A 26,308-nucleotide genomic window follows, 5' to 3' on the forward strand; every position below is an offset into this window, starting at 1 on the left:
GCCCTCAAAAAAATGAGCCAGGAGACTTCATGAAACGCCGCGACATCCTCATTTCGTCCACCGCGCTGGCCTCGCTGGCCATGGCCGGCGGTGCACGCGCGCAGATCGGCAATGCGCCGGTCCGCATCCTCGTCGGCGCCCCCGCCGGCGGCTCGACCGACACGCTGGCCCGTTCGCTGGCCGTCAGCATGGGGCCGGCGCTCGGCCGCACGGTGATCGTCGAGAACCGGCCCGGCGCGGGCGGCAACATCGCGGCCGATGCCGTGGCCAAGGCCGCACCCGACGGCAACACGCTGCTGATGAGCTTCACCAGCCATGCGATCAATGCCACGCTCTATCCGACGCTGCCCTTCGACCCGGTGAGGGACTTCACCGCGCTCACCTGCGTGGCGACCTCGCCCTCGATCCTCGTCGCGCATCCGTCGGTGCCTGCGAAGGACGTGCGCGAGCTCATTGCACTCGCCAAGGCGAAGCCGGGCCAGCTCAACTTTGCGATCGGCGCGGTGGGCTCGTCGCTGCACATGGCGGGCGAGGCCTTCAAGATGCAGTCGGGCGTCGACATCGTGAACATCCCCTACAAGGGCACCTCGCCCGCCGTGCAGGACGTGCTCGCCGGCCAGGTGCAGCTGATGTTCGCGGCCGTGGGCAACGTCAAGGCGCACATCCAGGCCGGCAAGCTCAGGGCACTGGGCGTGACCACGGGCAAACGGCTGCCGGCCTTTCCCGACGTGCCCGCGATCGCCGAGGCGCTGCCGGGCTACGAGTCGAGCGCATGGTTCGGCCTCTTCGGCCCGGCCCGCATGCCGGCGGACCGCGTGAAGCAGATCGGCGACGCCGCGCGCCATGCGCTGCAGCAGGCCGACATGCGCCAGCGCCTCGACACCGAGGGTGCGATACCGGTGGGCAACTCGTCCGAGCAGTTCGCCGCCTTCGTGCAGAGCGAGATCACGCGCTGGGCCAAGGTCGTCAAGTTCTCGGGAGCCAAGCCGGAATGACCTTCAACGCTTCAGACCGCGCGCTGGCGCAGCAGACGCTGGCGCAGAAGCTCATCGCGCGCGCCAGCGGCCGCGCGCAGGTGGCGGTGGGAGAGATCGTGACCTGCGGCGTCGACATGGCCATGTTCCACGACTCCTCGGGTCCGCGCCGGCTGCAGCCGATGCTCGAGGAGCTCGGCGCGCAGATCTGGGACCGCTCCCGCGTGGTGCTGGTCATGGACCACTACGTGCCCGAGCGCGACGACGACTCGCGCCGCATCGTGCGCATCGCGCGCGACTGGGCGCGCGAGCAGCAGCTGCCGCACGTGTACGACAGCCAGGGCATCTGCCACGTGGTGGTGCCGCAGCACGGCCACATCCGCCCCGGCATGCTGTGCGTGGGCGGCGATTCGCATTCGCCCACGGGCGGCGCATTCGGCGCCTACATGTTCGGCATCGGCAGCACCGAGATGCTGGGCGTGATGGTCATCGGCGAGATCTGGCTGCGCGTGCCCGAGACCATCCGCATGTGGTGGGACGGCGCGCTGCCCGCCGGCGTGACCGCCAAGGACATGATGCTGCACATGATCGGCCGCTTCGGCATGAACGGCGGGCGCTACCAGGCGGTGGAGTTCGCGGGTCCGGCCGTCGCCGCGCTGTCGATGCAGGAGCGCATGACGCTCTCCAACATGAGCGCCGAGCTGGGTGCGCAGGCCGGCCTGATCGCGCCCGATGCCACCACCGCCGCGTTCCTCGCACAAGCCGGCGCCCCGCCGGTCGACATGGCACCCTGGTTCACCGACGAAGGCGCCGCGCTCACGCACCACCGCTTCGACGCCGCCACGCTCGAGCCCTACGTCGCCGCGCCGCACAGCCCGGCCAACGCGCACGGCGTGAGCCGGTACCTGGGCACGCATGTCGACGTGGCCTACATCGGCGCCTGCACCGGCGCCAAGCTCGACGACCTGCGCGCCGCGGCCCAGGTGCTGCGCGGCCACAAGGTGGCGGCGGGCATCCGCCTGATCGTGGCGCCGGCCAGCCTGCACGACCAGGAGCGGGCGCGCGAAGAGGGCGTGCTGCAGGTGCTGATGGACGCTGGCGCCGAACTGTTCCCGACCGCCTGCGGCGCTTGCTCGGGCTACGGCGATCCGATGGGCGACGGCATCACGGTGATCTCGACCACGGCACGCAACTTCAAGGGCCGCATGGGCTCGCCGACCGCGCAGGTGTACCTGGGCTCGCCCTACACGGTGGCGGCGGCCGCACTGCGCGGCTGCGTGACCGATCCGCGCGAGGTGCTCGCATGACTACCGACATCCTGCACCGCCCGCATCGGGTCTGGCGCCTGGGCGCCGACATCGACACCGATGCGCTCGCGCCCGGCCATGCGATGAAGCACGGCATCGACGTCATCGCGAAGCATTGCCTCGAAGCCATCCGCCCCGAGTTCGCAAGCAAGGTGCAACCGGGCGACGTGATCGTGGCCGGCCCCAACTTCGGCATCGGCTCGTCGCGCGAGCAGGCCGTGGCCGTGCTCGTTCAGCTGGGCGTGGCCGCGGTGATTGCGCCTTCATACAGCGGCCTGTATTTTCGCAATGCCTTCAACGTGGGCCTGCTGCTTCTGACCTGCGCCGAAGCCGAGTCGCTGCAGGACGGCGAACGCATCGTGCTCGACACCCGCACGCCCGCCGTGCGCACCGCCGATGCGCACACGCTCGCCTGCGAGCCCGTGCCGGGCTTCCTGATGGAGATGGTCGATGCCGGCGGCCTGCTGCGGCTGTTGCGCCGGCGCATGGCAGCGAAGAAGGAAGCCGATGCACAGCACTGGCACTGAACACGATCCGCAACGTGCCGTGCTGCAGGCCACGGTGGCGCTGCACGCGGCGCAGTCGGCCACCGCCGAGGCCGCGTCGCAGGCGCGGCGCCTGCTGGTCGACACGGCCGGCTGCGCACTCGCGGGCCGGCATGCGAGCGAGGTGCAGCGCCTCGAAGCCGCGCTCGCGGCTTGCGAGCCCGGCGATTTCGCTTTCCCCGGCGGCCCGCCGATGGCGGTGCAGGCCGCCGCGCAGGTGCTGGCCATGGCCGCGACCTGGGACGAGGCCTGCGAGGGCCATGCACTCGCGCACGGCCGGCCCGGCGTGCCGCTGGTGGCGGCGCTGCTGCCACTTGCGCTGCGGCGCAGCGCCAGCCTTGGCGAGTTCATCGATGCCTTCGTGCTCGGCTACGAGGTCGGCGCGCGCTGCGGCGCCTGGCTGCGCATCCGGCCCGGCATGCATGTCGATGCGAACTGGCCCGCGCTGGGCGTCGCGGCCGGCGTGGCGCGCCTGCTCGCGCTGCCGCCGGCGGGCATCGTGCAGGCCATCGACATCGCGGCCTGCCAGCTCGCGACCAGCCTCTACCTGCCGGTGCAGCAGGGCCGCACCGCGCGCAACACCTACCTCGGCCACAGCGCATCGCTGGGGCTGCAGGCGGCCTTTGCCAGCGCAGCGGGCATCGACGCGCCGGACGGTGCGCTGGATCACTACGCGCACACGCATTCGGCAGCGACCGCGCAGCCGATGCCCGGTGCGGCGACGCCGCTGCTGCGCGATGCCTATCTCAAGCCCTTCGCGGCCGTGCGCCACGTGCACTACGGTGCCACTGCCGCGCGCCAGATCCGCGAGCAGCTGGCCCGGGACACCACCGGCATCCAGGGCATCGTGCTCAAGATATACGAAGAGGCGATCGTCTACTGCGGCAACCGCGCGCCGCGCACGCCGATCCAGGCGCAGTTCAGCCTGTCTTTCGGCGTCGCGGCGATGCTGCGCTTCGGCGATGTCGATCCCTCCGTTTATGCCGTGCCGCGTTTCGACGACCTCGAACTGCGTCGGCTCGAAGCCCTGGTCGTGCTCGAAGCCGATGCCGGACTGACGGCACGCGGGCAACGCGGTGCCACGCTCCAGGTGTCGCACGCGGGCGGCACGCTCGAGGCAGCCGTCGGCACCATCGCGGGGGACGCTGCCCGCCCGCTCGACCGCGCGGCGCTCATCGCCAAGTTCGCGCACTACGCCGCGCACAGCGTGCCGGGCCCGAAGGCCGCGCGCTTCTGCGAAGGCGTGCTGGACGCGCCCGCAGGCACCAGTCTCCGCGAGCTGTGGCAGCAGCTTGCCGACGCCTGAACCACTCATCACTCTCACCACCTACCCACCATGAAACTCCTGCGCCATCTCGCGAGCACGCTCCTTGTCTGCCTGCCGCTGGTCGCCGCCGCGCAGGCGGGCGATTTTCCGAACAAGGCGATCCGCATCGTCGTGCCGTTCCCGCCGGGCGGCGCCACCGACGCGGCGGCGCGGCTGGTTGCCGTGAAGATGGGCGAGCACTGGGGCCAGCCGGTGGTGGTCGACAACCGTGCGGGCGCGGGCGGCAACGTCGGCTCCGACCTCGTCGCCAAGGCGCCGGCCGACGGTTACACGCTGGTGATGGGCGTGACCGGCTCGCATGCGATCAACACCTCGCTCTACAGCAGGATGCCCTACGACCCGGTGGCCGACTTCGTCGCCATCAGCCAGGTGGCGGTGGTGCCCAACGTGCTGGTGGTGCATCCCTCGGTGCCCGCGAAGAACCTGGCCGAGCTCATGGCGCTTGCGAAGAAGGAGCCCGGCAAGCTCAACTACGCCTCGCTCGGCAACGGCACGGCCGCGCACCTGGGCATGGAAATGCTCAAGTCCGAGGCCGGCGTCGACATCACGCACGTGCCTTACAAGGGCAGCGCGCCGGCGGTGTCCGACCTGCTCGCGGGGCAGGTGCAGATGATGGTGGACGGGCTCCCGTCGGCGCTGCCGCACGTCAAGGCCGGCAAGCTGCGCACCATTGCGCTCACCAGCCTGCGCCGCGCGCCGTCATTGCCCGACTTGCCGACCATCGCCGAGACCTACCCGGGCTTCTACGCCGATGCATGGTCGGGCCTGTTCGCGCCCAAGGGCACGCCGCAGCCCGTGGTGGACAAGCTCTCGGCCGAGGTGCAGCGCATCCTGAAGCTGCCGGAGGTGCGCGAGAAGCTGACGGCGCTGGGCGCGGAGCCCGTGGGCTCCACGCAAGCGGAATTCGCCGCGCACGTGAAGCGCGAGATCGACAAATGGGCCAAGGTCGTCAAGACCAGCGGCGCGAAAGTGGACTGAACATGAACGACACCCTCGACCCCGTCACGCTCGCCGTGCTGCGCGGCCGCCTCGAACAGGTGGCCGACGAGATGGACGCCACGCTCTACCGCAGCGCGTTCAATCCCATCATTGCCGAGGCGCACGACGCCTGCCACGGCCTCTACGACGCCACGACCGGCGACACGCTGGTGCAGGGCAAGTCGGGCCTGCCGGTGTTCGTGGGCGCGATGGCCTTCGCGGTGCGCGCCACCGCCAAGGCGGCCGCGCCGCGCGGCGGCATGAAGGACGGCGACATCTGGATCAGCAACGATGCCTACGACGGCGGCACGCACGCCAACGACTTCAAGCTGGTCAAGCCCTTCTTCCGCAACGGCAAGCTGTATTGCTACATGGCCTCGGCCGCGCACTGGCACGACGTGGGCGGCGCGGTGCCCGGCAACTACAACCCCGCGGCCACCGAGTGCTGGCAGGAGGCGGTGCAGATTCCGCCGGTGCGCATCGTGCAGGGCGGCGTGCTCGATGCCGACGTGCTCGCCATCCTGCAGGCCAACACGCGCCTGCCCGACAGTCTCTGGGGCGACCTCAACGGCCAGCTCGCCGCGCTGGAGCTCGGTGCGAAGCGGCTGCACGGCCTGCTCGACGAATACGGCGACGGCCTGGTGCTGAATGCGCTCGGCGAGCTGCGCGGCCGCGCGCTGCGCCTCATGCGCTCGCACATCGCCTCGCTGCCCGACGGCCGCTACAGCTTCGGGGACGTGCTCGACAACGACGGCATCGTCAACCAGCCGCTCACCATCGCGCTCGACATGACGGTGGCCGGCGACCGGCTCACGCTCGACTTCTCGCGCACCTCGCCGCAATGCGCGGGGCCGGTGAACATTTCGCGCGCCACGGCGGTCGCGGCCTGCTACGTCGCGCTCAAGCACCTGTTCCCCGACGTGCCCGCGAACGCCGGCGTGCTGGACGCGGTGGACTTCGTGATTCCCGACAAGCTGGTGATCAGCGCCGAGCGCCCGCGCCCGGTCGGCGGCTACACCGAGACCATCCTGCGCATGATCGACGTGATCTTCAGCGCCGCCGCGCAGGCCGACCCCACGCGCGCGGTGGCGCAGGCCTACGGCACCATCAACGCGCTGTCGATCGCGGGCCACCGCAGCGACAAGGGCCGCGAAGGCCAGCGCTGGGTGATGTTCAGCTTCTTCGGCGGCGGGCACGGCGGCCATTCGGGCGGCGACGGCCTGTCGCACGGCAACGCGCCGATCTCGACCGCGACGATTCCGCCGCTCGAAATCCTCGAGGCCGCCTACCCCGTGCGCTTCACCGAATGGTCGCTGCGCGCCGATTCGGGCGGCGACGGCCGGCACCGCGGCGGCCTCGGCGCCGTCTACGAGATCGAACTGCTCGAGACGGACGCCGAGGTGTTCGTCTTCGGCGAGCGCGGCACCTCGCCGCCCAAGGGCATCGCGGGCGGCGGCCCGGGCGCCCTCAACGTGTTCCGCTACGAGAACGCGGGCGAATGGCACACGCCGCCCATGGTGTCGAAGATGCGCGGCATCCAGCTCGCGCGCGGCGAGCGCGTGCGGCTCGAAACGCCCGGCGGCGGCGGCTGGGGCCGTTCCGGCGAGCGGCCCGCTTCGCAGCGCGAAGCCGATGCTGCCATGGGCTACGTCACGGCCGCTAGCGGCGGCAAGAAAGCATCCGAATGAGCACCACAAGCAAATCCCTGGTCGTCGGCGTCGATGTCGGCGGCACCTTCACCGACCTGTTCGTGCTCGATGAGGCCAACGGCAGCGCGCGCATCGTCAAGGTGCCCTCCACGCGCGGCGAGGAAGCGCGCGGCTTCATGAACGGCGTGGCGCGCGTGGCCGATTCGGCCGCGGCCATCGCCACCATCGTGCATGGCACCACCGTCGGCACCAATGCGCTGCTCGAACGCAAGGTGGCGCGCACCGGCATCATCACCACGCGCGGCTTTCGCGACGTGCTCGAGATGCGCCGCCGCGACCGGCCCGAGACCTGGGGCCTGCGCGGCAGCTTCGTGCCCGTGGTGCCGCGCGACCTGCGCCGCGAAGTCGACGAGCGCGTGCTGGCCGACGGCACGCTGCACACGCCGGTCGACCTGGACCAGGTGCGCGCCGAAGCACGCTCGCTGCTCGAGGCCGGTTGCGAGGCCGTCTGCGTGTTCTTCATCAACACCTACGCCAACCCCGAGAACGAACGGCTCGCCGTGGCGGCCGTGCGCGCGCTCTGGCCCAACCCGCACGTCACCTCGGCCAGCGAGGTGCTGCCCGAGATCCGCGAGTTCGAGCGCTGCTCGACCGCCACGCTCAATGCGGCGCTGCAGCCGGTGGTCGGCAGCTACCTCGGCCGCCTCGAAGCCGACCTGCGCGCGCAGGGCTTCGCGGGCGAGCTGCTGGTGGTGCAGAGCAACGGCGGCGTGATGTCGCGCCAGACCGCGAGCGACCTGCCGGTGCGCACCGCGCTCTCGGGCCCGGCGGCCGGCGTGATCGCCTGCGCGGCCATCGCGCGCGCCGCGGGTTTTCCGAATGCGATCACCGGCGACATGGGCGGCACCTCGTTCGACGTGTCGCTGGTGGCCAACGGCGAGGCTGCGCTGGCCGCGCAGACCGCGATCGAGTTCGGCATGGTGATCCGCTCGCCGATGATCCAGATCGAAACCATCGGCGCGGGTGGCGGTTCCATCGCTTCCGTGGATGCGAGCGGCATGTTGCAGGTTGGCCCCGAGTCCGCCGGCAGCGTGCCGGGACCGGCGTGCTACGGGCGCGGCAACATGCGCCCGACCGTGACCGATGCCAACGTGCTGCTCGGCCGCATCGCCGCCGACCGGCCGCTCGGTGGCGGGCTGCTCGCGGCGTTGGACGCAGAGAAGTCCCGGCAGGCCATCGAGGCGCACGTCGCGCGCCCGCTGGGCCTCGATGTGCACGCCGCGGCCGAGGCGATCCTTACCGTGGCCAATGCGCGCATGGCGGGCGCGATCCGCCTCGTGTCGATCGAGCGCGGGCACGATCCGCGCCGCTTCGCGTACATGCCCTTCGGCGGCGGCGGTGCGCTGCATGTGTGCGCGATGATGCGCGAGGTGGGCGTCGCCACCGGCATCGTGCCGCGCTATCCCGGCGTGACCTCGGCGCTGGGCTGCGTGATCGCCGACATGCGCCACGACGCGGTGCAGACCCTCAACAGGCCGCTGGCCGAACTCGACGTGGCCGACCTGCAGCGCCGCATCGACGAACTTTCGGCCGCCTGCCAGCAGCGCCTCGACTCCTCGGGCGTGCGCTTCGACGAAGTGCGCGAAGTGATCGCGCTCGACATGCTCTATACGGGCCAGACCCACACGCTGCCCGTGGTGCTGGCCGATGCGGGCCGTACGCCGATCACCGCGCAATCCATTCGCGCCGCATTCGAGGCCAGTTACAGCGCCGCTTTCGGCCGGGTGCTCGACGGCATCCCGATCCGCGTGATGAACCTGCGCTATGCGCGCATTGGCGTGCGGCCCAAGTTCGACCTGAAGGTGCTGGCCCCCGAAGGGCAGGGCAGCACCGCGCCGCTGGGCACGCAGCGCGTGTTCCACCATGGCCAGTGGCACGAGGCCGTGCGCTACGCGCGGCTCGAGCTGCCGGTGGCCGCGCGCATCGAAGGGCCTGCGATCCTCGAGCAGGCCGACACCACTGTGTGGCTCGAACCCGGCTTCCACGCCGAGGTCGATGCGCACGGCAACCTGCTGGTGAGGCCGTCATGAGCGCAGCGAAGACGGCGCTGGTCATCATCGACCTGCAGAACGACTTCCTCGATGCCAAGGGCGCCTATGCGCGCGGCGGCGACACCAACCCGCCGGCCTTGCTTCTGCCGGTGCGCGTGGCCGAAGTGGCGCGCGCGCTCAAGGCCGCGGGCGGCCTCGTGGTGGCCAGCCAGTTCACGCTGTGGCCCGATGCGGCCGGCGAGCCGATGGTGTCGCCGCACCTGAAGGCGCTGCGTCCTTATCTGAGGAAGGGCGACTTCGCGCCCGGCAGCTGGGGCCAGGCGAATGTCGATGCGCTGGCCGGACTCGTCGACGTGGCGGTCAGCAAGGTCGCGTATTCGGCCTTCTTCAACACCCAGCTCGACTGGGTGCTGCGCCGCGCGGGCATCGACACCGTGGCGGTGTGCGGCATCGTGACCAACGGCGGCGTGGCCAGCACCGTGCGCGATGCGCACATGCGCGACTACCGCACGCTGGTGCTGGCCGACGGCTGCGCGGCCTTCGGCGAAGAGCGCCATCAGACCTCGCTGGCCGACATGCGCAACGTGGCCGAGGTGATCGACTGCGCGGCCTTCATCGCATCGCTCGCATGACGGCAAGCCCCTCGCGCCACATCCGCCGCGCGGCACAGGTCAGGGCCGAGGTGCAGGTGCCGGTGGCCATCGTCGGCGGCGGTGCCTGCGGGCTCACGGCCGCGCTGATGCTGGCCGATGCGGGCGTGGACTGCGTGGTGCTGGAGCGCGATGCGTTGCCGAGCGGCTCGACCGCGCTGTCCTCGGGCTTCATTCCCGCGCCCGGCACGCGCACGCAGCGGGCGCATGGCGTGCAGGACGACAGTGCCGAGCGCTTCGCCGCCGACATCCAGGCCAAGGCCCATGGCCGCGCGGCGCCCGCGCTGGTCGAGGCCTATGCGGCCGCCATCGGGCCGGCGCTCGATGCGCTGCAGGAGCGGCACGGCCTGCAGTGGATGCTGCTCGACGGCTTTCTCTATCCGGGCCACAGCGTGCATCGGATGCATGCGCTGCCGCAGAAGACCGGCGCATCGCTGATGGCGACACTGCAGGCGGCCGTCGAGGCCGCGGGCATTCCGGTGCTGACGCAGGCGCTGGTCGACACGCTGGTGCTCGACGACGGAGACCGCGTGATCGGCATCGACTGTGCGCGGCCCGGCGGCAGCCGCGAAACGCTGGGCTGCGGCGCACTGCTGCTCGCCTGCAACGGCTTCGGCGGTAATTCGGAAATGGTCCGCACGCTGCTGCCCGAGATGGCCGAAGCCACCTTCGGCGGCCATGCCGGCAACGACGGCAGCGCGATCCTCTGGGGCGAAGCGCTGGGCGCACGCCTGCGCGACCTGGGCGGCTACCAGGGCCATGGCTCGTGGGTCACGCCGCAAGGCGCGCTGATGTCCTGGGCCGTGATGATGGAGGGCGGCGTACAGCTCAACCGCGAGGGGCGGCGCTTCCACGACGAGACGCAGGGCTACTCGGAAGCCGCCGTGCACGTGCTCGCGCAACCGGGCGGCATTGCATGGAACGTGTTCGACACGCCGCTGCTTGCACTGGCGCGGGGCTTTCCCGACTTCTGCGAGGCCGAAGCGGCAGGTGCGCTGCGCCGCTGCGAATCGGTGGCTGCGCTGGCGGATTGCATCGGCTGCGAGCCTTCCGCCTTGCAGGGCACGCTCGACGCCATGCGCGCCGGCACGCCGCCGCCCGATGGCCGCGTGTTCGCACGCGCACTCGAAGCGCCGTACTTCGCAGTCAAGGTCACGGGTGCGTTGTTCCACACCCAGGGCGGCCTCGACACCGCGCCCGACATGCGCGTGCTGCGGCACGACGGCACGCCCTTCGCCAACCTGTTCGCCGCCGGCGGCGCGGCGGGCGGCGTGTCGGGCGATGCGGTGTGGGGCTATCTCTCCGGCAACGGCTTGCTGAGCGCCGTGGCCGGCGGCTACATCGCGGCGCGCACGGCGGCCGCACTGATCCAATCGACGGAAGCATCCGCATGACGAATCCATCCTTCAAGACCCGGCTCGCGCGCAACGACATCGTGCTCGCACCCGGCGTGTACGACGCCCTCAGCGCCCTCGTGGCCGAGCAGGCCGGCTTCGAGGCGCTGTACCTCTCGGGCGCATCGATCGCCTACACGCGGCTCGGCCGCTCCGACATCGGCCTGACCACCTTCACCGAGGTGGCCGACACGCTCGCGCGCATCACCGAGCGCGTGAACCTGCCCGTGATCGTCGATGCCGACACGGGCTTCGGCAACGCGCTCAACACGCAGCGCACCGTGCGCGGATTCGAGCGCGCGGGCGCGGCGATGGTGCAGATCGAGGACCAGACCTTTCCCAAGCGCTGCGGCCACCTCGACGGCAAGACCGTGGTGCCCGAGCGCGAGATGGTCGGCAAGTTGAAAGCCGCGCTGGACGCGCGCACCTCGAGCGACACGCTGATCCTCGCGCGCACCGATGCGGTCGCGGTCGAAGGGCTGGAGGCCGCGCTCGACCGCGCCGAGGCCTACCTCGCCTGCGGCGTCGATGCGCTCTTCATCGAGGCGCTGCGCTCGCCCGGGCAGATGGACGCCGCCTGCCGGCGCTTCGGCGACCGCGTGCCGCTGCTCGCCAACATGGTCGAAGGCGGCAAGACACCGATCCAGGATGCCGATGCGCTGCAGGCCCATGGCTTTCGCATCGCGATCTTTCCGGGCGGCACCGCACGCGCCGTGGTCCATACGCTGCAAGGCTACTACGCGAGCCTGCACCGGCACCGCACCACGCAGCCGTGGCGGCCGCAGATGCTGGACTTCGACGCCCTCAACGAGGTGATCGGCACGCCGGAACTGATGCGCACCGGACAGAAGTACGACTGACCTGCCGCCTCAGCGCAGCACGCGGACCAGCTCGTCATACACCAGCCGCACGCGCGCGGGCACCGGCGCGCGCTGCGAGCGGTAGACGTGGATCGGCCAGGGCTCTGGGGCTTCGGCTTCGAGCACCGCCACCAGCTCGCCCGACTGCAGCAGCGGCTCGGCCAGCGGCCCCACGAGCTGGCCGAAGCCCAGGCCCGCGCGCACCGCGGCGCATTCGGCATCGACGTCATCGGTGACGAAGGCCGGCGCGGCGACCGGCACCTGCCGCCCCTTGCTGAAGAACCAGGACCACGGGCGGCCCGAGCTGCGGTCCATCAGCGCGGTGAGCGGAAAACCGGGCAGCATGTCGAGACTCTTCGGGATGCCGGTGCGCTCGACCAGCGCGGGCGCGGCCACCACGTGGAGCCGCATCTTGCCGACCGTGCGCGCAACGAAGCGCGCATCGCGGATCGGGCCCGCGCGCACGCCGATGTCGATCTGTTCGTCGACCACGTCGGCATGCGCCTCCGACAGCCGCAGGTCGAGCACCAGGCCCGGATGCGCGGCCAGCATCGGCGCGAGCGCTTCCGGGATCAGGCGCCGGCCGAACACGTTGGGCGCGGTGACGCGCACCGTGCCCGCGTGCTGCGACAGCGCGCGCCGGTCGGCGCGGTGGAACAGCGCATCGACGCCGCCGACCGCGGCACGCGCGCGCTCGGCGAGCTGCCGGCCGAAATCGGTGAGCTGCACGCCGCGCGTGCTGCGGTGGAACAGCGGCTCGCCCAGTTCTTCTTCCAGCTCGCGCACCGCGCGCGTCACGACCTGCGGCGAAACGGACAGGCGCGCGGCGGCCTCGCGGAAATTGGCAGCGGCGGCGGCGGTGCAGAACACGCGCAGGGCTTCGAGACGGTTGGCCATGGGGGGCTTTCAAGAGAAGGTGTATTCCAGGTCAAGGAATTCTGAAGTCGCCAGAGTTTCATTTACGGGAACGCGTGGATTTTCCACACTGCATGCACTTCTTCAACAACACATCCGAAAGGAATTTCCCATGACATCCGTTCAAGACAACATCCGCGGCAAGGTCGCCATCGTCACCGGCGCGAGCAGCGGGCTCGGCGAATCGACAGCGCGCCACCTGGCCGCGCGCGGCGCCAAGGTGGTGCTCGCGGCGCGCCGCACCGACCGGCTGGAGAAGGTCGTCGCCGAGATCCGCGAGGCCGGCGGCGAGGCCATCGCCGTGGCCACCGACGTGGCCAAGCGTGCCGACCTGGAGCAGCTTGCCGCAGCGACGGTCGAGGCCTTCGGCCGCATCGACGTGCTGGTCAACAACGCGGGCGTGATGCCGCTGTCGCCGATCGAGAAGCTCAAGGTCGACGAGTGGGACCGCACCATCGACGTCAACATCAAGGGCGTGCTCTACGGCATTGCCGCGGTGCTGCCGCGCATGCAGGCCCAGGGCGGCGGCCACATCGTCAACGTCGCGTCGATTGCGGGGCTCAAGGTGTTCACGCCGATCGGCACCGTCTACAGCGCGACCAAGCATGCGGTGCGCGCCATCTCCGAAGGGCTGCGCGTCGAGATGGGCAACAGCGGCGTGCGCGTGACCATCGTCTCGCCCGGCGCGGTGGAGTCGGAGCTGAAGTTCGGCAGCACCGACGCCGAGAGCGCGGCCGGCGTGAAGGCGTTCTACGAGGCCAACCAGATTCCCGCCGATTCGGTGGCGCGCGCGGTGGTCTATGCCGTGGAGCAGCCCGCGGACGTGGACATCAACGAGGTGGTGCTGCGGCCGGTCTCGCAGGAGTTCTGATTCGGGAGGGCGGGGCTTGGCGGCCCCGCTGCGCACCCATTAACCTTCAACCGTAGAAGGTCATTGCCAGCCAAAAGTGCAAAGCCCCTGCAAAATAGAACGACCGTTCGTTTTATTCCGGAGCTTTCACGATGTCTGTCAATGCCGTTCCCGCCAAGCCGGCCCGCGCCGCCCAGAAGGGCCAGCAGACCAAGGCCGTGATCGTCGACGCCGCGCTGGCGCTGGCGGCGCAGATCGGGCTCGAGGGCCTGTCGATCGGTGCCGTGGCCGAGCTCACCAAGATGAGCAAGTCGGGCGTGTTCGCCCACTTCGGCTCGCGCGAGGAACTGCAGATTTCCGTGGTGCGCGAGTATCACGCACGTTTCGAACAGGAAGTGTTCTTTCCCGCCCTCGAGGCGCCGCGCGGCCTGCCGCGCCTGCGCGCCATGTTCGCCAACTGGATGAAGCGCACCTCGGCCGAGATCGACTCGGGCTGCATCTACATCAGCGGCGCCTCCGAATTCGACGACCGTCCCGGCCCGGTGCGCGATGCGCTGGTGGAGTCGGTCAGCATCTGGCAGGCGGCCGTGCTGCGCGCGATCGTGCAGGCCAAGAGCGAAGGCCATCTGCGCGCCGATGCCGATGAGCGGCAGCTGGCCTTCGAGATCCACGGCCTGATCCTCGCGCTGCACTACGAAGCGCGCTTCCTGCAGGTACCGGGTTCCATCGGCCGCGCCAACGTCGGCTTCGACAACATCCTGGCGCGCAGTGCCACGCCCGATGCGCCGCCCGCCGAAGCCGCGGCAGCGGCCAAGCCCGCCGCCTCCCGCCGGCTCAAGCCGGTGCGCTGAGCGGCCCCGTTTCCCTTTTTTCTTTTTCCCTTTCAGTTTTCGACCAGGAGAGTCCCGGATGCCCAGCTACAACCCACCCTTGCGCGACATGCAGTTCGTGCTGCACGAAGTGCTCAACGTCGCCGACGAACTCAAGGCGCTTCCGGCCCATGCCGAGACCGATGCCGACACCATCAACGCGGTGATCGAGGAGGCCGGCAAGTTTGCCGCCGAGGTGACCTTCCCGCTCAACATCAGCGGCGACGAAGAGGGCTGCACGCTCGACAAGGCCACGCATGAAGTCAAGACGCCCAAGGGCTTCAAGGACGCCTATGCCAGGTACGTCGAAGGCGGCTGGCCCGCGCTGTCGTGCGACCCAGCCTTCGGCGGCCAGGGCCTGCCCTTCGTGGTGAACCAGTGCCTGTTCGAAATGCTCAACAGCGCCAACCAGGCCTGGACCATGTACCCCGGCCTCTCGCACGGCGCGTACGAAGCGCTGGTGGCCCACGGAACCGAAGAACAGAAGAAGACCTACCTGCCCAAGCTCACGAGCGGCGAATGGACCGGCACCATGTGCCTGACCGAGCCGCACTGCGGCACCGACCTGGGCCTGCTGCGCACCAAGGCCGAGCCGCAGGCCGATGGCACGTACCGTATCACCGGCAGCAAGATCTTCATCTCGGCCGGCGAGCACGACATGGCCGACAACATCATCCACCTGGTGCTGGCCCGCCTGCCCGATGCGCCCAAGGGCAGCAAGGGCATCAGCCTGTTCGTGGTGCCCAAGTACAAGGTGAAGGCCGACGGCTCGCTCGGCGAGCGCAACCCGATCTTCTGCGCCGGCCTCGAGCACAAGATGGGCATCCATGGCAATGCCACCGCGCAGATCGTGATCGAAGGCGCCACCGGTTCGCTGGTGGGCGAGCCCAACAAGGGCCTGCAGGCCATGTTCGTGATGATGAACGCCGCGCGCCTGGGCGTGGGCAACCAGTCGCTCGGCCTGACCGAAGTGGCCTACCAGAATGCGCTGGCCTACGCCAAGGACCGCATCCAGATGCGTTCGCTCTCGGGCGTGAAGGCCAAGGACAAGGAAGCCGATCCGATCATCGTGCACCCCGACGTGCGCAAGATGCTGCTCACGGCCAAGGCCTACGCCGAAGGCGGCCGCGCGCTGCAGATCTTCTGCACGCTGCTGCTCGACAAGGCGCACAACCATCCCGACGAGAAGGTGCGCAAGGATTCGGACGAACTGGTGGCGCTGCTCACGCCGATCGTCAAGGCCTTCATCACCGACAACGGCCACATCGCGACCAACGCCTGCATGCAGGTGTTCGGCGGCCATGGCTTCATCAAGGAATGGGGCATGGAGCAGTTCGTGCGCGACAACCGCATCAACATGATCTACGAGGGCACCAACACCATCCAGTCGCTGGACCTGCTGGGCCGCAAGGTGCTGGGCAACAACGGCGCGTCGCTCAAGAAGTTCGGCAAGCTGGTTGCGAAGCTGGTGGAGGAAGAAGGCGTGAACGAGAAGATGGCCGAGTTCATCAACCCGATCGCGGGCCTGGGCGACCAGCTCACCAAGTTCACCACCGAGATCGGCTTCAAGGGCTTCCAGAACCCCGACGAAGTGGGCGCCGCCGCGGTCGACTACCTGCGCGTGGCCGGCCACTTCGTGTTCGGCTACCTGTTCGCGCGCATGGCGCAGGTCGCGCTGCGCGAGATCGCGGCCGGCAACACCGACCCGTTCTACGTCGCCAAGCTGCAGACCGCGCGCTTCTACTTCGCCAAGCTGTTCCCCGAGACCGCGACGCTGATGCGCACCGCGCGCGCCGGCAGCAAGGTGCTGATGGACACCGACGCTGCGCTGGCCTGAAGCCTTCGTCCGTTCTTCTCATCGTCCGACCGGGAGCCGTTCATGAAATCGACGCTTGCAGCCATCGTCCTTGCCGCCACTTCCGCCGTGGCCGCGGCCCAGACCACGCCAGTGGGGCTGTGGCGCAACGTCGACGACAAGACCGGCGAGGCCAAAGCCGAGATCCGCATCGGCGAGGCCAACGGCGCGCTCATCGGCCGCATCGAGAAGTCGCTCAAGAAGGACGCCAAGCCCGATGCGATCTGCGACGAATGCAGCGACGACCGCAAGGGCAAGCCCATCACCGGGCTCGACATCATCCGCGGCGGCAGGAAGGCCGAAGGCAAGGACGTCTGGGAAGGCGGAAAGATCCTCGACCCCGAGAACGGCAAGGAATACCGCGCGAGCTTCACGCCGATCGAAGGCGGCAAGAAGCTCGAGGTGCGTGGCTACTTGGGCCCTTTCTGGCGTACCCAGACCTGGAACCGTGTCCAGTAGACCGCCGCGTTTTCAATCCAAGAAATACCAATCAACATGTCCCGATTCCAAGTGAAGAAAGTCGCCGTGCTCGGCGCCGGCGTGATGGGCGCGCAGATCGCGGCCCACCTCGTCAACGTGCGCGTGCCCGTGGTGCTTTTCGACCTGGCCGCAAAGGAAGGCCCGAAGAACGGCATCGTCTCGCGCGCCATCGACAACCTCAAGAAGCTCAAGCCCGCGCCGCTCGGCGACGTGGCCGACGCGGTGCTCATCGAGCAGGCCAACTACGAAGACGACCTCGCCAAGCTCGGCGAGTGCGACCTCGTCATCGAAGCCATTGCCGAGCGCATGGATTGGAAGCTCGATCTGTACAGGAAGATCGCACCGCATGTCGCCAAGCATTCGATCCTGGCCTCCAACACTTCGGGCCTGTCGATCACCAAGCTCAGCGAGGCGCTGCCTGAAGCGCTGAAGCCGCGCTTCTGCGGCATTCACTTCTTCAACCCGCCGCGCTACATGTTCCTGGTGGAGCTGATCAACACGCCCACCACCGAGCCGCAGGTGCTCGACGATCTCGAGGCTTTTGTGACCAGCACGCTCGGCAAGGGCGTGGTGCGCGCGCACGACACGCCCAACTTCATTGCCAACCGCGTCGGCATCGCCGGCATGCTGGCCACGCTGAAGGAAGTCGAGAAGTTCGGCCTGACGCCCGACGTGGTGGACGACCTCACCGGCAAGAAGCTGGGCCGCGCGAGCTCGGGCACCTTCCGCACCGCCGACGTGGTGGGCCTGGACACCATGGCGCACGTCGTGAAGACGCTGCAGGACAACCTCAACGCCGAGACCGATCCGTTCTATGCCAACTTCTCGACGCCGCCGGTGCTCGCCAAGCTGCTCGAACTCGGCAACCTGGGCCAGAAGACCAAGGCCGGCTTCTTCAAGAAGGTCGGCCGCGACATCCTGCGCTTCGACCTCCAGAGCGGCGAGTACGTGCCCGCCGGCGCCAAGGCCGACGAGGTGTATGGCCGCATGCTCAAGAAGCCCGCGGGCGAACGCCTGAAGCTCTTGCGCGAGAGCGAAGGGCCGCAGGGGCAGTTCCTCTGGGCCATCCTGCGCGACGGCTTCCACTACGCCGCGGTGCACCTGGCCGACATCGCCGAGAGCGCGCGCGACATCGACTTTGCGATGCGCTGGGGCTTCGGCATGAAGCAGGGCCCGTTCGAGCTCTGGCAGGAAGCCGGCTGGGCGCAGGTCGCCAAGTGGGTGCAGGAAGATATCGACGCCGGCAAGGCGCTGAGCACGGTGCCGCTGCCCAAGTGGGTGTTCGAAGGCCCGGTGGCCGAGGCCGGTGGCGTGCACACGCCCGAAGGCTCGTGGAGCGCATCGCAGAACAAGTTCATTCCGCAGCGCAAGCTGCCGGTACACGGGCGCCAGCTGTTCCCCGAAAGCGTGCTCGGCGCGAACGCGGCGGATGCCAACACGGCCGGCACCACCATCAGCGACGAAGGCGATGTGCGCGTGTGGACGCTCGACGGCGAAGTGCTGATCGCGAGCATCCATTCGAAGATGCATGCGATCAGCCCCGACGTGGCCGAGGCGCTGGGCGCCGCAGTCGACCTGGCCGAAGCCGAATACAAGGGCCTCGTGATCTGGTCGCCCGATGAGATGTTCTCGGTCGGCGCCGACCTGCAGGCGATGCTGCCGGCCTTCGTGGTCGCGGGCATCGGTGCGGTGGAGGGCGCGGAAGAAGAGCTGCAGAACGTGATGCTCAAGATCCGCTACGCGAGCGTGCCGGTGATCTCGGCCGTGCGCGGCATGGCGCTGGGCGGCGGCTGCGAGCTGGCCATCCATTCGGCCAGGCGCGTTGCCGCGATGGAGAGCTACATCGGCCTCGTCGAAGTGGGCGTGGGCCTGATCCCCGGCGCCGGGGGCCTGACCTACATCGCACGCCGCGCGGCCGAGAACGCCGCGGCCTCGACGGGCACCGACCTGCTGCCGTTCCTGACCGAAGGCTTCACGGCCGCCGCGATGGCCAAGGTGGGCACCGGCGCGCTCGATTCGAAGAAGCTGGGCTATCTGCTCGACAGCGACGTGATCGTGCCGAACAAGGACGAGCTGCTCTACGTGGCGCTGCAGCAGGCGAAGGCCATGGCCGATGCCGGCTACCGCCCGCCACTGCGCCGCAGCTTCCGAGTGGCCGGCCGCAGCGGCGCCGCGACGATCAAGGGCCAGCTCGTGAACATGCGCGACGGCGGCTTCATCAGCGCGCACGATTTCCACATCGCGAGCCTGATCGCGCACGTGGTGACCGGCGGCGACGTGGACGCGGGCTCGCTCGTGACCGAGGAATACCTGATGGCACTGGAACGCAAGGCGTTCTGCTCGCTCATCGTGCATCCCAAGACGCAGGAGCGGATCATGGGGATGCTGAGCACGGGGAAGCCGGTGCGCAACTGACCTGCATTTCTCCTTCCCCCTCCGGGGGAAGGCAGGGATGGGGGCGACCTCCAACCAAGCACGATGCGAAACCAGTCCACGCCCCACGCACGCGCAAACGCGCAGGTGCTTCGCCGCGAGATGACCGATTCGGAGCGAAAGCTCTGGGGCGGACTGCGCGCTGAGCAGCTGGGTGTGAAATTTAGGCGCCAGCATCCGCTGGGCAACTACGTCGCGGATTTCGCGTGCCTTGCACCCAAGCTGATCGTCGAACTCGACGGATCGCAGCATCAGGTGCAGCAAGGCTACGACGCGCGACGTGACGCATTCTTCCGCGCGCAGGGTTTCGATGTGCTGCGCTTTGCATCGAACGATCCGTTCACCAATCTTGATGGGGTTCGCCAGGCCATTGCCAATCGGCTTGCCGAGTTGATGCCGCCGGCCCCCATCCCAGCCTTCCCCCGGAGGGGGAAGGAGCAAGAAAATCCAGGAGCTTCTTCATGAGCAGCAAACAAGTCCAAGACGCCTACATCGTCTCCGCCACCCGCACCCCCATCGGCAAGTCGCATCGCGGCTACTTCCGCAACTACCGCCCCGACGACCTGCTCGCGACCACGCTCAAGGCCGCACTCGCCGCCGTGCCCGGCCTCGATCCCAAGGCCATCGAGGACATCATCTGTGGCTGCGCGATTCCCGAATCACAGCAGGGCCTGAACGTGGCGCGCATCGGCGCGGTGCTGGCGGGCCTGCCGACCAGCATCGGCGGCATCACCGTGAACCGCTTCTGCGCCTCGGGCCTGTCGGCCGTGCAGATGGCAGCGGACCGCATCCGCGTGGGCGAGGCCGACGTGATGATCGCGGCCGGCGTCGAAAGCATGAGCATGGTGCCGATGATGGGCAACTCGCCCTCGCTGTCGCCCTCGATCTTCGAGCGCGAGGGCGACGTGGGCATTGCCTACGGCATGGGCCTTACGGCCGAAAAGGTCGCGCAGCAGTGGAAGGTGAGCCGCGAGGCGCAGGACGCGTTCGCGCTCGCCTCGCACCAGAAGGCCCTGGCCGCGCAGAAGGCCGGCAAGTTTGCCGACGAGATCACACCCATCGAAGTGACCGACCGCACGCCGGACCTGGAAACCGGCGAATCGATTGCCAAGACGCGCACCGTGAATCTCGACGAAGGCGCGCGTCCCGACACCAGCCTCGAAGGCCTGGCCAAGCTGCGCACCGTGTTCGCCGCCCGCGGCACGGTCACGGCCGGCAACAGCTCGCAGACCTCCGACGGCGCGGGCGCGCTGATCCTCGCGAGCGAAAAGGCGGTGAAGCAGTACGGCCTCACGCCGCTCGCGCGTTTCGTGAGCTTTGCCAGCAAGGGCGTGCCGCCGCACATCATGGGCATCGGCCCGATCGAGGCCATTCCGGCCGCGTTGCGCTATGCGGGGCTCAGGCACGAGGACATCGATTGGTTCGAGCTCAACGAAGCCTTCGCCGCGCAGTCGCTCGCCGTGATCGACACGCTGGGGCTCGACCCGAGCAAGGTCAACCCGATGGGCGGCGCGATCGCCCTGGGCCATCCGCTCGGCGCGACCGGCGCAATCCGTGCGGCCACGGTGGTGCATGCGCTGCGGCGCGAGAACCTGAAGTACGGCATGGTCACGATGTGCGTGGGCATGGGGCAGGGCGCCGCGGGAATTTTCGAACGCGTCTGAGCGTTCCACCCCCTGCCGCATGCAAGCGCACCAGCACCAGAAACTTCGGGTGGACGACGAGACGCAGCTCGCCGTGCGCCGCTATGAGCCGGCGGGTGAGGCTCGTGCCAGCATCGTCATCGGCGGTGCGATGGGCGTGCGCCAGTCGTTCTACGAACCCTTCGCGCAGTGGCTCGCGCAGCAGGGCCTGCGTGTCTGGACCTTCGACTACCGCGGCTCGGGCGATTCGCGCAACGGCGCCTCGCTGCGCGGCTTCGAGGCCGACCTGTTCGACTGGGCGCGCGACTACGAAGCGGTGATCGACGCCGCCAAGGCCGCGCTGCCCGAACAGCCGCTCTACCTCCTCGGCCACAGCCTGGGCGCGCAGCTGCCGGGTTTCCTGCGGCGGCCTGAACAGGTCGACGGCCTCGTCAGCATTGCGGCCGGCAGCGGCTACTGGCGCGAGAACGCGCCCAAGCTCAGGCGCAGCATCCTCTACTTCTGGTTCGTGCTCGTGCCGCTGGCCACGCGGCTGTGCGGCTACTTTCCGGGCCGCCGGCTCAAGAAGGTGGGCGACCTGCCGCGCGGCGTGATCCTGCAGTGGCGGCGCTGGTGCCTCCACCCGCGCTACAGCGTGGGCGCCGAAGGCGATCTGGCGCTGCAGAGCTACGGGCGCGTGCGCTTCCCGGTGCTCGCGCTGTCGATCACCGACGACGAGCTCATGACGCTCGCCGGCACCGAAAGCCTGCTGAGCTTCTATGCCGGCGCGCCGCGCGCCATGGAGCGCATTGCGCCGGCCGACGTGCAGGCGCGGCGCATCGGGCACTTCGGCTTCTTCCGCGAACAGTTCAGCCAGAGCCTGTGGCCGAGCACGGTCGAGAAGCTGCACCGGCTGGCCGCGCTTACCGCAGTGCAGCAAGCCGGCGTCCCGCACACGACTGCGTGACGCCATCCACCGGAGGCACACTGCAAATCATCATGAGCATGCAACACCCCTTCGACAAGGCCATGGCCCTGCAGCACAGCGACATCCGCGTGGGCCATTTCACCGGCGCCACGAGTCCGGACTACTGGAACATGGTCGGCCCGTTCGGCGGCGCCACCGCGGCCATCGCGCTGCAGTCGGTGATGCAGCATCCGGATGTGCTGGGCACGCCGATCGCGCTGACCGTCAACTTTGCGGCCGCGCTGGAGGCCGGCGCATTCGACGTGCAGGCCACGGCGGTGCGCACCAACCGCTCGACCCAGCACTGGACCGTGCAGATCACGCAGCCCGGCGCAGGCGGCGCGCCGAACATGACCACCACTGCCACCGTGGTGACGGCCGCGCGCCGCGACACCTGGGGCCAGAGCGACCTGCCGATGCCCGAGGCGCCCCGGCCCGAGACGGTCGAGCGCCTGAGCATCGGTCCGTCCGGCGTGGCCTGGCTCGACCAGTACGAGATGCGCCTGTTCAGCGGCCGCATTCCCGCGAAGTGGGACGCGAGCCTGCATCACAGCGAAAGCCGGCTCTGGCTGCGCGACGCGCAGGCGCGGCCGCTCGACTTTGCCTCGCTGGCCGCCATGAGCGACGTGTTCTATCCGCGCGTCTGGCTGCGCCGCGCCAAGCATGTGCCGGCCGGCACGGTGTCGATCACCACGTATTTCCATGCCGGTCCGGCGCAGCTGGCCGAGGTCGGCACGGGCTACCTGCTGTGCCGGGCGGCGGGGCAGCAGTTCTTCAACGGCTTCTTCGACCAGGCGGCGCATCTGTGGAGCGAGCAGGGCGTGCTGCTCGCCACCTCGAACCAGATCGTCTACTACAAAGAATAGCGATCGATGACTTCCATGCAAAAGACCGCACTCATCGTCGGCGCCGGCGACGCCACCGGCGGTGCCATTGCCCGCCGCTTCGCACGCGAAGGCTATGCCACCTGCGTCACGCGCCGCAGCCTCGACAAGCTGCAGCCGCTGGTCGCGCAGATCGAGGCCGCGGGCGGCCGTGCCCACGCCTTCGGCTGCGATGCGCGCAAGGAAGAAGAAGTGGTGGCGCTCGTCGAGCAGATCGAATCGACGATCGGCCCGATCGAGGTGATGGTGTTCAACATCGGCGCGAACGTGCCCGAGAGCATCCTGAGCGAGACCGCGCGCAAGTACTTCAAGGTGTGGGAGATGGCCTGCTTCTCGGGCTTTCTGAACGGGCGCGAGGTGGCCAGGCGCATGGTGGCGCGCGAGATGACGAAGAGCGGGCATCGCGGCACGATCATCTTCACGGGCGCCACGGCCTCGCTGCGCGGCGCGGCCAACTTCGGCGCGTTTTCGGGTGCGAAGATGGCGCTGCGTGCGCTGGCCCAGTCGATGGCACGCGAGCTCGGGCCGCAGGGCATTCACGTGGCGCACGTGGTGGTCGACGGCGCCATCGACACCGAGTTCATCCGCAGCAATTTTCCCGAGCGCTATGCGCTGAAGGAAAGCGACGGCATCCTGAACCCCGAGCACATCGCCGACAGCTACTGGATGCTGCACTCGCAGCCGCGCGATGCCTGGACGCACGAGCTCGATCTGCGGCCTTGGTCGGAGAAGTTCTGAGATGACTTCGTGCTGTTCGATTCGTCGTGTTGTGTTTGAAGTTCTTCGTTCAGGGCGCGCTCCCGCCGACGGGGTACCTTGCTCCGCGAATGTCCTCCGGCCTGCGGCCTCCCCCTTTATTTCGCTGCGCAAGGCACCCCATCGACGGGAGCGTTGGACAGAGCGGTCGTTGATCGCAAGATCATTAGCAGCGTGCCCTGTGCACGCGCCCTGAACAACAGCGCCAAGAACAAGAGCACCTCATAAGGAGACCCCAATGACAAAAACAGTCGAGTTCTATTTCGACTTCGGCAGCCCCGCCGCCTACCTGGCCGCCACGCAGTTGCCGCACGTGTGCGCCGACACCGGCGCCGAGCTGGTGTGGAAGCCCATGCTGCTGGGCGGCGTGTTCCAGGCCACCGGCAACCGGTCGCCGGCCGAGGTCGTGCCCAAGGCGCCGTACATGACCATCGACCTGCAGCGCTTTGCCAAACGCTACGGCGTGCCCTTCGTGCACAACCCGCACTTTCCCATCAACACGCTGCTGCTGATGCGCGGCGCCACCGGCATCCAGATGAAGGAGCCGGCACGCTTCGGCGCGTATGTCGATGCCGTCTTCCATGCGATGTGGGTCGAGCCGAAGAACATGAACGACCCGGCCACCGTGGCCGCCGTCTTGCAGAATGCGGGCTTCGACGCCGCCGCCTTGCTTGCGCTGGCCGGCACGCAGGACGTGAAGGACCGCCTGAAGGCCGTCACGCAGGAAGCGGTGGCGCGCGGCGTGTTCGGCGCGCCCACCATGTTCGTCGGCGACCAGATGTTCTGGGGCCAGGACCGCCTGGATTTCGTGCGCGAAGCCCTCGACGCCTGATCGCGCCGCCATCAAAACCGTTTTATCCAAGGACCATTTCCATGAGCGACATCCTCGTCCACACCGAAGCCGGTGTGATGACTCTCACCTTCAACCGCGTCGACAAGAAGAACTCCATCACCAGCAGCATGTACGGCGAGCTCGCCGATGCACTGGCTGCAGCCGAGGGCGATGCGGCCGTGCGCTGCGTGCTGATCCAGGGCGACCCCACCATCTTCAGCGCGGGCAACGACATCGGCGACTTCCTGAACGCGCCGCCCGCCGGCAAGGATTCGCCGGTGTTCCGCTTCCTGCGCGGCATCGCGGCCTTTCCGAAGCCCATCGTCGCGGCCGTGTGCGGCCCGGCCGTGGGCATCGGCACCACGATGCTGTTCCATTGCGACCTCGTCTATGCGGGCGACAACGCAGCGTTCTCGATGCCTTTCGTGAACCTGGGCCTGTGCCCCGAGGCGGCGTCGAGCCTGCTGGTGCCGCAGATGCTGGGTTACCACCGCGCGGCCGAGGCACTGCTGCTGGGCGAGCCCTTCATGGCCGAGGCCGCGCTCGAAGTGGGCCTGGTCAACCGCATCGTGCCGCCCACCGAAGCCAATGCCATCGCGCAGGTGCAGGCCCGCAAGCTCGCGGCCAAGCCGTTGAGCGCGCTGGTCGAGACCAAGCGCCTGCTGAAGAAGGCGCAGATGCCTGCCGTGCTCGAACGCATGGACGAAGAAGGCGCGAGCTTCGGCCGCATGCTGCGCGAACCCGCCGCACGCGAAGCCTTTGGCGCGTTCATGGAAAAGCGCAAGCCCGATTTCTCCAAGGTTTGAGGCGCGTTTCGCGCTTGCCCGCAAACGGTGCATGCGTACACTGTCGCCGTGCAAGTTTTCGAGACAAGATCGCCGGCAACGTCCACCCGGCGCACGAATGATGCTACTGAAAAAGTAGCAATCGACACCACGCGCAGGCGTACTTTAGGCCTGCTCGCAGGCACCCTGGCCGCGCCTTCGCTGGCCTTGGCCCGCGTGCGGCCGCTGCGCATCGGCGTCATCGGTTCCTGGTCCGGCCCCTATGCCGCCGGCGGGCGCCAGTTCGATGCCGGCATGTCGGTCTGGCTCGCCGCCCATGACCAGCGCATTGCGGGGCGTCCGGTCGAGCTGCTGCGCCGCGACGTGCCCGGCAGTGCGCCCGAGCAGGCGCGCCGCCACGCGCAGGACCTGGTGGAGGGCGAACGCGTGGACCTGCTCGCGGGGCTGGACTTCAGCTCCAACGCCTATGCCGTGGGTGCCGTGGCCACGCAGGCCAAGGTGCCGCTGCTGGTGATGAATGCGGCGTCGTCGGGCATCACGGCGCGTTGCCCGTTCGCGGTGCGGGTGTCCTTCACCATCGCGCAGGTCACGATGCCGCTGGCGCGCTGGGCGATCCAGCAAGGGCTGCGCGACGTCTGCACCGTGGTGGCCGACTATGCCTCGGGTGTCGATGCCGAGAGCGCCTTCGTCTCGGCCGTCACCGCCGGCGGCGGGCGCGTCGGCGCGATGCTGCGCGTGCCGCTCAACACGCTGGACTATTCGGCCTACATGCTGCGGCTGCGCGAGCTCAGGCCGCAGGCGGTGTTCTTCTTCCTGCCTTCGGGCCAGATGCCCGCGACCTTCCTCAAGTTCTGGCGCGACCGCGGCATGGCCGACACCGGCATCCGCCTGCTCGCGACCGGCGACGCCACCGACGACCACTACCTCGAAGGCATCGGCGAGCTGGCCGATGGCCTCGTGACCAGCCACCACTATTCGTTTGCCCACGAGTCGGCGGCCAACCGCCGCTTCACCGGCGTCTTCGAGGCCGAGTACGGCAGCCACCTGCGGCCCGGCTATTTCGCTGTGGCGGCGCACGATGCGCTCGCGGCGGCCGATGCCGCGATGAGTTCGCCGGCCGCGCGCAGCGGCTTGAGCGGCGAACGGCTGGTGGACGCTTTCCGGGGCCTCCAGCTCGAGAGCCCGCGCGGCCCGATCGAGATCGACGCCCACACGCGGGACATCGTGCAGGCCGTCTACATCCGCCGCACCGAAAGGCTCGACGGGCGCTGGGTCAACCGCGAGTTCGAACGCTTCGAGCGGGTGCGCGAGCCGGCGCTGTGAGC

At 69.0% G+C, this 26,308-nt stretch carries 24 protein-coding genes; 23 read left to right on the forward strand and 1 reads right to left on the reverse strand.

What is annotated here, in order from left to right; translation table 11 throughout:
* Positions 1-29: 29 nt before the first annotated feature.
* The 10 genes from ACAM54_RS03745 to ACAM54_RS03790 are packed head-to-tail and all read left to right on the forward strand — an operon-like array spanning position 30 to position 11,735.
* Complete coding sequence (locus tag ACAM54_RS03745; RefSeq protein WP_369649889.1) at positions 30-995, forward strand: tripartite tricarboxylate transporter substrate binding protein; 966 nt, start codon at positions 30-32, stop codon at positions 993-995.
* Positions 992-2,281 (forward strand): 3-isopropylmalate dehydratase large subunit, encoded by a 1,290-nt coding sequence (locus ACAM54_RS03750; RefSeq protein WP_369649890.1) that lies wholly within the window; start codon positions 992-994, stop codon positions 2,279-2,281. Before ACAM54_RS03745 ends, ACAM54_RS03750 begins: the two co-directional genes overlap by 4 nt.
* Positions 2,278-2,808: a 3-isopropylmalate dehydratase gene (locus ACAM54_RS03755; RefSeq protein WP_369649891.1), complete on the forward strand. Its 531-nt coding sequence runs from the start codon at positions 2,278-2,280 to the stop codon at positions 2,806-2,808. Before ACAM54_RS03750 ends, ACAM54_RS03755 begins: the two co-directional genes overlap by 4 nt.
* On the forward strand, positions 2,789-4,132 hold the full coding sequence (locus tag ACAM54_RS03760; RefSeq protein ID WP_369649892.1) for an MmgE/PrpD family protein: 1,344 nt from the start codon (positions 2,789-2,791) through the stop codon (positions 4,130-4,132). The genes ACAM54_RS03755 and ACAM54_RS03760 overlap by 20 nt, the downstream gene beginning before the upstream one ends.
* 30 nt (positions 4,133-4,162) lie before the next feature.
* Positions 4,163-5,131 (forward strand): Bug family tripartite tricarboxylate transporter substrate binding protein, encoded by a 969-nt coding sequence (locus ACAM54_RS03765; protein WP_369649893.1) that lies wholly within the window; start codon positions 4,163-4,165, stop codon positions 5,129-5,131.
* 2 nt (positions 5,132-5,133) lie between these two features.
* The gene (locus ACAM54_RS03770) at positions 5,134-6,819 is read left to right on the forward strand and encodes a hydantoinase B/oxoprolinase family protein (protein WP_369649894.1); all 1,686 of its coding nucleotides are present in this window, start codon (positions 5,134-5,136) and stop codon (positions 6,817-6,819) included.
* On the forward strand, positions 6,816-8,870 hold the full coding sequence (locus tag ACAM54_RS03775; RefSeq protein WP_145742149.1) for a hydantoinase/oxoprolinase family protein: 2,055 nt from the start codon (positions 6,816-6,818) through the stop codon (positions 8,868-8,870). The genes ACAM54_RS03770 and ACAM54_RS03775 overlap by 4 nt, the downstream gene beginning before the upstream one ends.
* Positions 8,867-9,463, forward strand: coding sequence for a cysteine hydrolase family protein (locus ACAM54_RS03780; protein ID WP_369649895.1), 597 nt, complete (start codon positions 8,867-8,869; stop codon positions 9,461-9,463). Before ACAM54_RS03775 ends, ACAM54_RS03780 begins: the two co-directional genes overlap by 4 nt.
* Positions 9,460-10,875, forward strand: coding sequence for an FAD-dependent oxidoreductase (locus tag ACAM54_RS03785; RefSeq protein WP_369649896.1), 1,416 nt, complete (start codon positions 9,460-9,462; stop codon positions 10,873-10,875). Before ACAM54_RS03780 ends, ACAM54_RS03785 begins: the two co-directional genes overlap by 4 nt.
* Positions 10,872-11,735, forward strand: a complete 864-nt coding sequence (locus ACAM54_RS03790; protein ID WP_145742143.1) for an oxaloacetate decarboxylase — start codon at positions 10,872-10,874, stop codon at positions 11,733-11,735. Before ACAM54_RS03785 ends, ACAM54_RS03790 begins: the two co-directional genes overlap by 4 nt.
* A 9-nt stretch (positions 11,736-11,744) precedes the next feature.
* On the opposite strand, the gene ACAM54_RS03795 is transcribed toward ACAM54_RS03790, so the two are convergent.
* The gene (locus ACAM54_RS03795; RefSeq protein ID WP_369649897.1) at positions 11,745-12,632 is read right to left on the reverse strand and encodes a substrate binding domain-containing protein; all 888 of its coding nucleotides are present in this window, start codon (positions 12,630-12,632) and stop codon (positions 11,745-11,747) included.
* A gap of 130 nt (positions 12,633-12,762) precedes the next feature.
* Here ACAM54_RS03795 and ACAM54_RS03800 point away from each other — a divergent pair, with 130 nt between their 5' ends.
* The 13 genes from ACAM54_RS03800 (at position 12,763) to ACAM54_RS03860 (ending at position 26,306) form a co-directional block, all read left to right on the forward strand.
* Positions 12,763-13,521 (forward strand): SDR family oxidoreductase, encoded by a 759-nt coding sequence (locus tag ACAM54_RS03800; protein ID WP_145742139.1) that lies wholly within the window; start codon positions 12,763-12,765, stop codon positions 13,519-13,521.
* 131 nt (positions 13,522-13,652) lie between these two features.
* On the forward strand, positions 13,653-14,351 hold the full coding sequence (locus tag ACAM54_RS03805; protein ID WP_145742137.1) for a TetR/AcrR family transcriptional regulator: 699 nt from the start codon (positions 13,653-13,655) through the stop codon (positions 14,349-14,351).
* Between the two features lie 58 nt (positions 14,352-14,409).
* Positions 14,410-16,206, forward strand: a complete 1,797-nt coding sequence (locus ACAM54_RS03810) for an acyl-CoA dehydrogenase C-terminal domain-containing protein (protein ID WP_369649898.1) — start codon at positions 14,410-14,412, stop codon at positions 16,204-16,206.
* Between the two features lie 42 nt (positions 16,207-16,248).
* Positions 16,249-16,683 (forward strand): DUF2147 domain-containing protein, encoded by a 435-nt coding sequence (locus ACAM54_RS03815; protein ID WP_209537064.1) that lies wholly within the window; start codon positions 16,249-16,251, stop codon positions 16,681-16,683.
* 36 nt (positions 16,684-16,719) lie between these two features.
* Complete coding sequence (locus ACAM54_RS03820; RefSeq protein ID WP_369649899.1) at positions 16,720-19,119, forward strand: 3-hydroxyacyl-CoA dehydrogenase/enoyl-CoA hydratase family protein; 2,400 nt, start codon at positions 16,720-16,722, stop codon at positions 19,117-19,119.
* Between the two features lie 63 nt (positions 19,120-19,182).
* Positions 19,183-19,602: an endonuclease domain-containing protein gene (locus tag ACAM54_RS03825; RefSeq protein WP_369649900.1), complete on the forward strand. Its 420-nt coding sequence runs from the start codon at positions 19,183-19,185 to the stop codon at positions 19,600-19,602.
* Positions 19,599-20,801, forward strand: a complete 1,203-nt coding sequence (locus ACAM54_RS03830; protein WP_369649901.1) for an acetyl-CoA C-acyltransferase — start codon at positions 19,599-19,601, stop codon at positions 20,799-20,801. Before ACAM54_RS03825 ends, ACAM54_RS03830 begins: the two co-directional genes overlap by 4 nt.
* Before the next feature lie 19 nt (positions 20,802-20,820).
* A complete protein-coding gene (locus tag ACAM54_RS03835; protein ID WP_145742128.1) occupies positions 20,821-21,726 on the forward strand; it encodes an alpha/beta fold hydrolase in 906 nt (301 codons plus the stop codon).
* A 32-nt stretch (positions 21,727-21,758) separates the two neighbouring features.
* Positions 21,759-22,592 carry an acyl-CoA thioesterase II gene (locus ACAM54_RS03840; RefSeq protein WP_145742126.1) on the forward strand — a complete coding sequence of 278 codons (834 nt, stop codon included), beginning with the start codon at positions 21,759-21,761 and terminating at the stop codon, positions 22,590-22,592.
* Positions 22,593-22,598: 6 nt separating this feature from the next.
* Complete coding sequence (locus ACAM54_RS03845) at positions 22,599-23,348, forward strand: SDR family oxidoreductase (RefSeq protein WP_369649902.1); 750 nt, start codon at positions 22,599-22,601, stop codon at positions 23,346-23,348.
* A gap of 256 nt (positions 23,349-23,604) precedes the next feature.
* Positions 23,605-24,198, forward strand: a complete 594-nt coding sequence (locus ACAM54_RS03850; RefSeq protein WP_145742122.1) for a 2-hydroxychromene-2-carboxylate isomerase — start codon at positions 23,605-23,607, stop codon at positions 24,196-24,198.
* 41 nt (positions 24,199-24,239) lie between these two features.
* A complete protein-coding gene (locus ACAM54_RS03855; RefSeq protein ID WP_124959754.1) occupies positions 24,240-25,004 on the forward strand; it encodes an enoyl-CoA hydratase in 765 nt (254 codons plus the stop codon).
* A gap of 195 nt (positions 25,005-25,199) precedes the next feature.
* Positions 25,200-26,306: an ABC transporter substrate-binding protein gene (locus ACAM54_RS03860; protein ID WP_369650943.1), complete on the forward strand. Its 1,107-nt coding sequence runs from the start codon at positions 25,200-25,202 to the stop codon at positions 26,304-26,306.
* The last annotated feature ends 2 nt before the right edge of the window (positions 26,307-26,308 follow it).

Origin of the sequence: Variovorax sp. V93 (genome assembly GCF_041154485.1) — a bacterium.
GTDB lineage: Bacteria > Pseudomonadota > Gammaproteobacteria > Burkholderiales > Burkholderiaceae_C > Variovorax > Variovorax beijingensis_A.

Coding starts and splice junctions, on each gene's coding strand:
- ACAM54_RS03830 (WP_369649901.1), top strand. CDS start 19,599: ATGAGCAGCAAACAAGTCCAAGACGCCTACATCGTCTCCGCCACCCGC.
- ACAM54_RS03850 (WP_145742122.1), top strand. CDS start 23,605: ATGACAAAAACAGTCGAGTTCTATTTCGACTTCGGCAGCCCCGCCGCC.
- ACAM54_RS03820 (WP_369649899.1), top strand. CDS start 16,720: ATGTCCCGATTCCAAGTGAAGAAAGTCGCCGTGCTCGGCGCCGGCGTG.
- ACAM54_RS03745 (WP_369649889.1), top strand. CDS start 30: ATGAAACGCCGCGACATCCTCATTTCGTCCACCGCGCTGGCCTCGCTG.
- ACAM54_RS03855 (WP_124959754.1), top strand. CDS start 24,240: ATGAGCGACATCCTCGTCCACACCGAAGCCGGTGTGATGACTCTCACC.
- ACAM54_RS03805 (WP_145742137.1), top strand. CDS start 13,653: ATGTCTGTCAATGCCGTTCCCGCCAAGCCGGCCCGCGCCGCCCAGAAG.
- ACAM54_RS03795 (WP_369649897.1), bottom strand. CDS start 12,632: ATGGCCAACCGTCTCGAAGCCCTGCGCGTGTTCTGCACCGCCGCCGCC.
- ACAM54_RS03835 (WP_145742128.1), top strand. CDS start 20,821: ATGCAAGCGCACCAGCACCAGAAACTTCGGGTGGACGACGAGACGCAG.
- ACAM54_RS03815 (WP_209537064.1), top strand. CDS start 16,249: ATGAAATCGACGCTTGCAGCCATCGTCCTTGCCGCCACTTCCGCCGTG.
- ACAM54_RS03810 (WP_369649898.1), top strand. CDS start 14,410: ATGCCCAGCTACAACCCACCCTTGCGCGACATGCAGTTCGTGCTGCAC.
- ACAM54_RS03750 (WP_369649890.1), top strand. CDS start 992: ATGACCTTCAACGCTTCAGACCGCGCGCTGGCGCAGCAGACGCTGGCG.
- ACAM54_RS03825 (WP_369649900.1), top strand. CDS start 19,183: ATGCGAAACCAGTCCACGCCCCACGCACGCGCAAACGCGCAGGTGCTT.
- ACAM54_RS03800 (WP_145742139.1), top strand. CDS start 12,763: ATGACATCCGTTCAAGACAACATCCGCGGCAAGGTCGCCATCGTCACC.
- ACAM54_RS03765 (WP_369649893.1), top strand. CDS start 4,163: ATGAAACTCCTGCGCCATCTCGCGAGCACGCTCCTTGTCTGCCTGCCG.
- ACAM54_RS03760 (WP_369649892.1), top strand. CDS start 2,789: ATGCACAGCACTGGCACTGAACACGATCCGCAACGTGCCGTGCTGCAG.
- ACAM54_RS03770 (WP_369649894.1), top strand. CDS start 5,134: ATGAACGACACCCTCGACCCCGTCACGCTCGCCGTGCTGCGCGGCCGC.
- ACAM54_RS03775 (WP_145742149.1), top strand. CDS start 6,816: ATGAGCACCACAAGCAAATCCCTGGTCGTCGGCGTCGATGTCGGCGGC.
- ACAM54_RS03755 (WP_369649891.1), top strand. CDS start 2,278: ATGACTACCGACATCCTGCACCGCCCGCATCGGGTCTGGCGCCTGGGC.
- ACAM54_RS03840 (WP_145742126.1), top strand. CDS start 21,759: ATGAGCATGCAACACCCCTTCGACAAGGCCATGGCCCTGCAGCACAGC.
- ACAM54_RS03780 (WP_369649895.1), top strand. CDS start 8,867: ATGAGCGCAGCGAAGACGGCGCTGGTCATCATCGACCTGCAGAACGAC.
- ACAM54_RS03785 (WP_369649896.1), top strand. CDS start 9,460: ATGACGGCAAGCCCCTCGCGCCACATCCGCCGCGCGGCACAGGTCAGG.
- ACAM54_RS03845 (WP_369649902.1), top strand. CDS start 22,599: ATGACTTCCATGCAAAAGACCGCACTCATCGTCGGCGCCGGCGACGCC.
- ACAM54_RS03790 (WP_145742143.1), top strand. CDS start 10,872: ATGACGAATCCATCCTTCAAGACCCGGCTCGCGCGCAACGACATCGTG.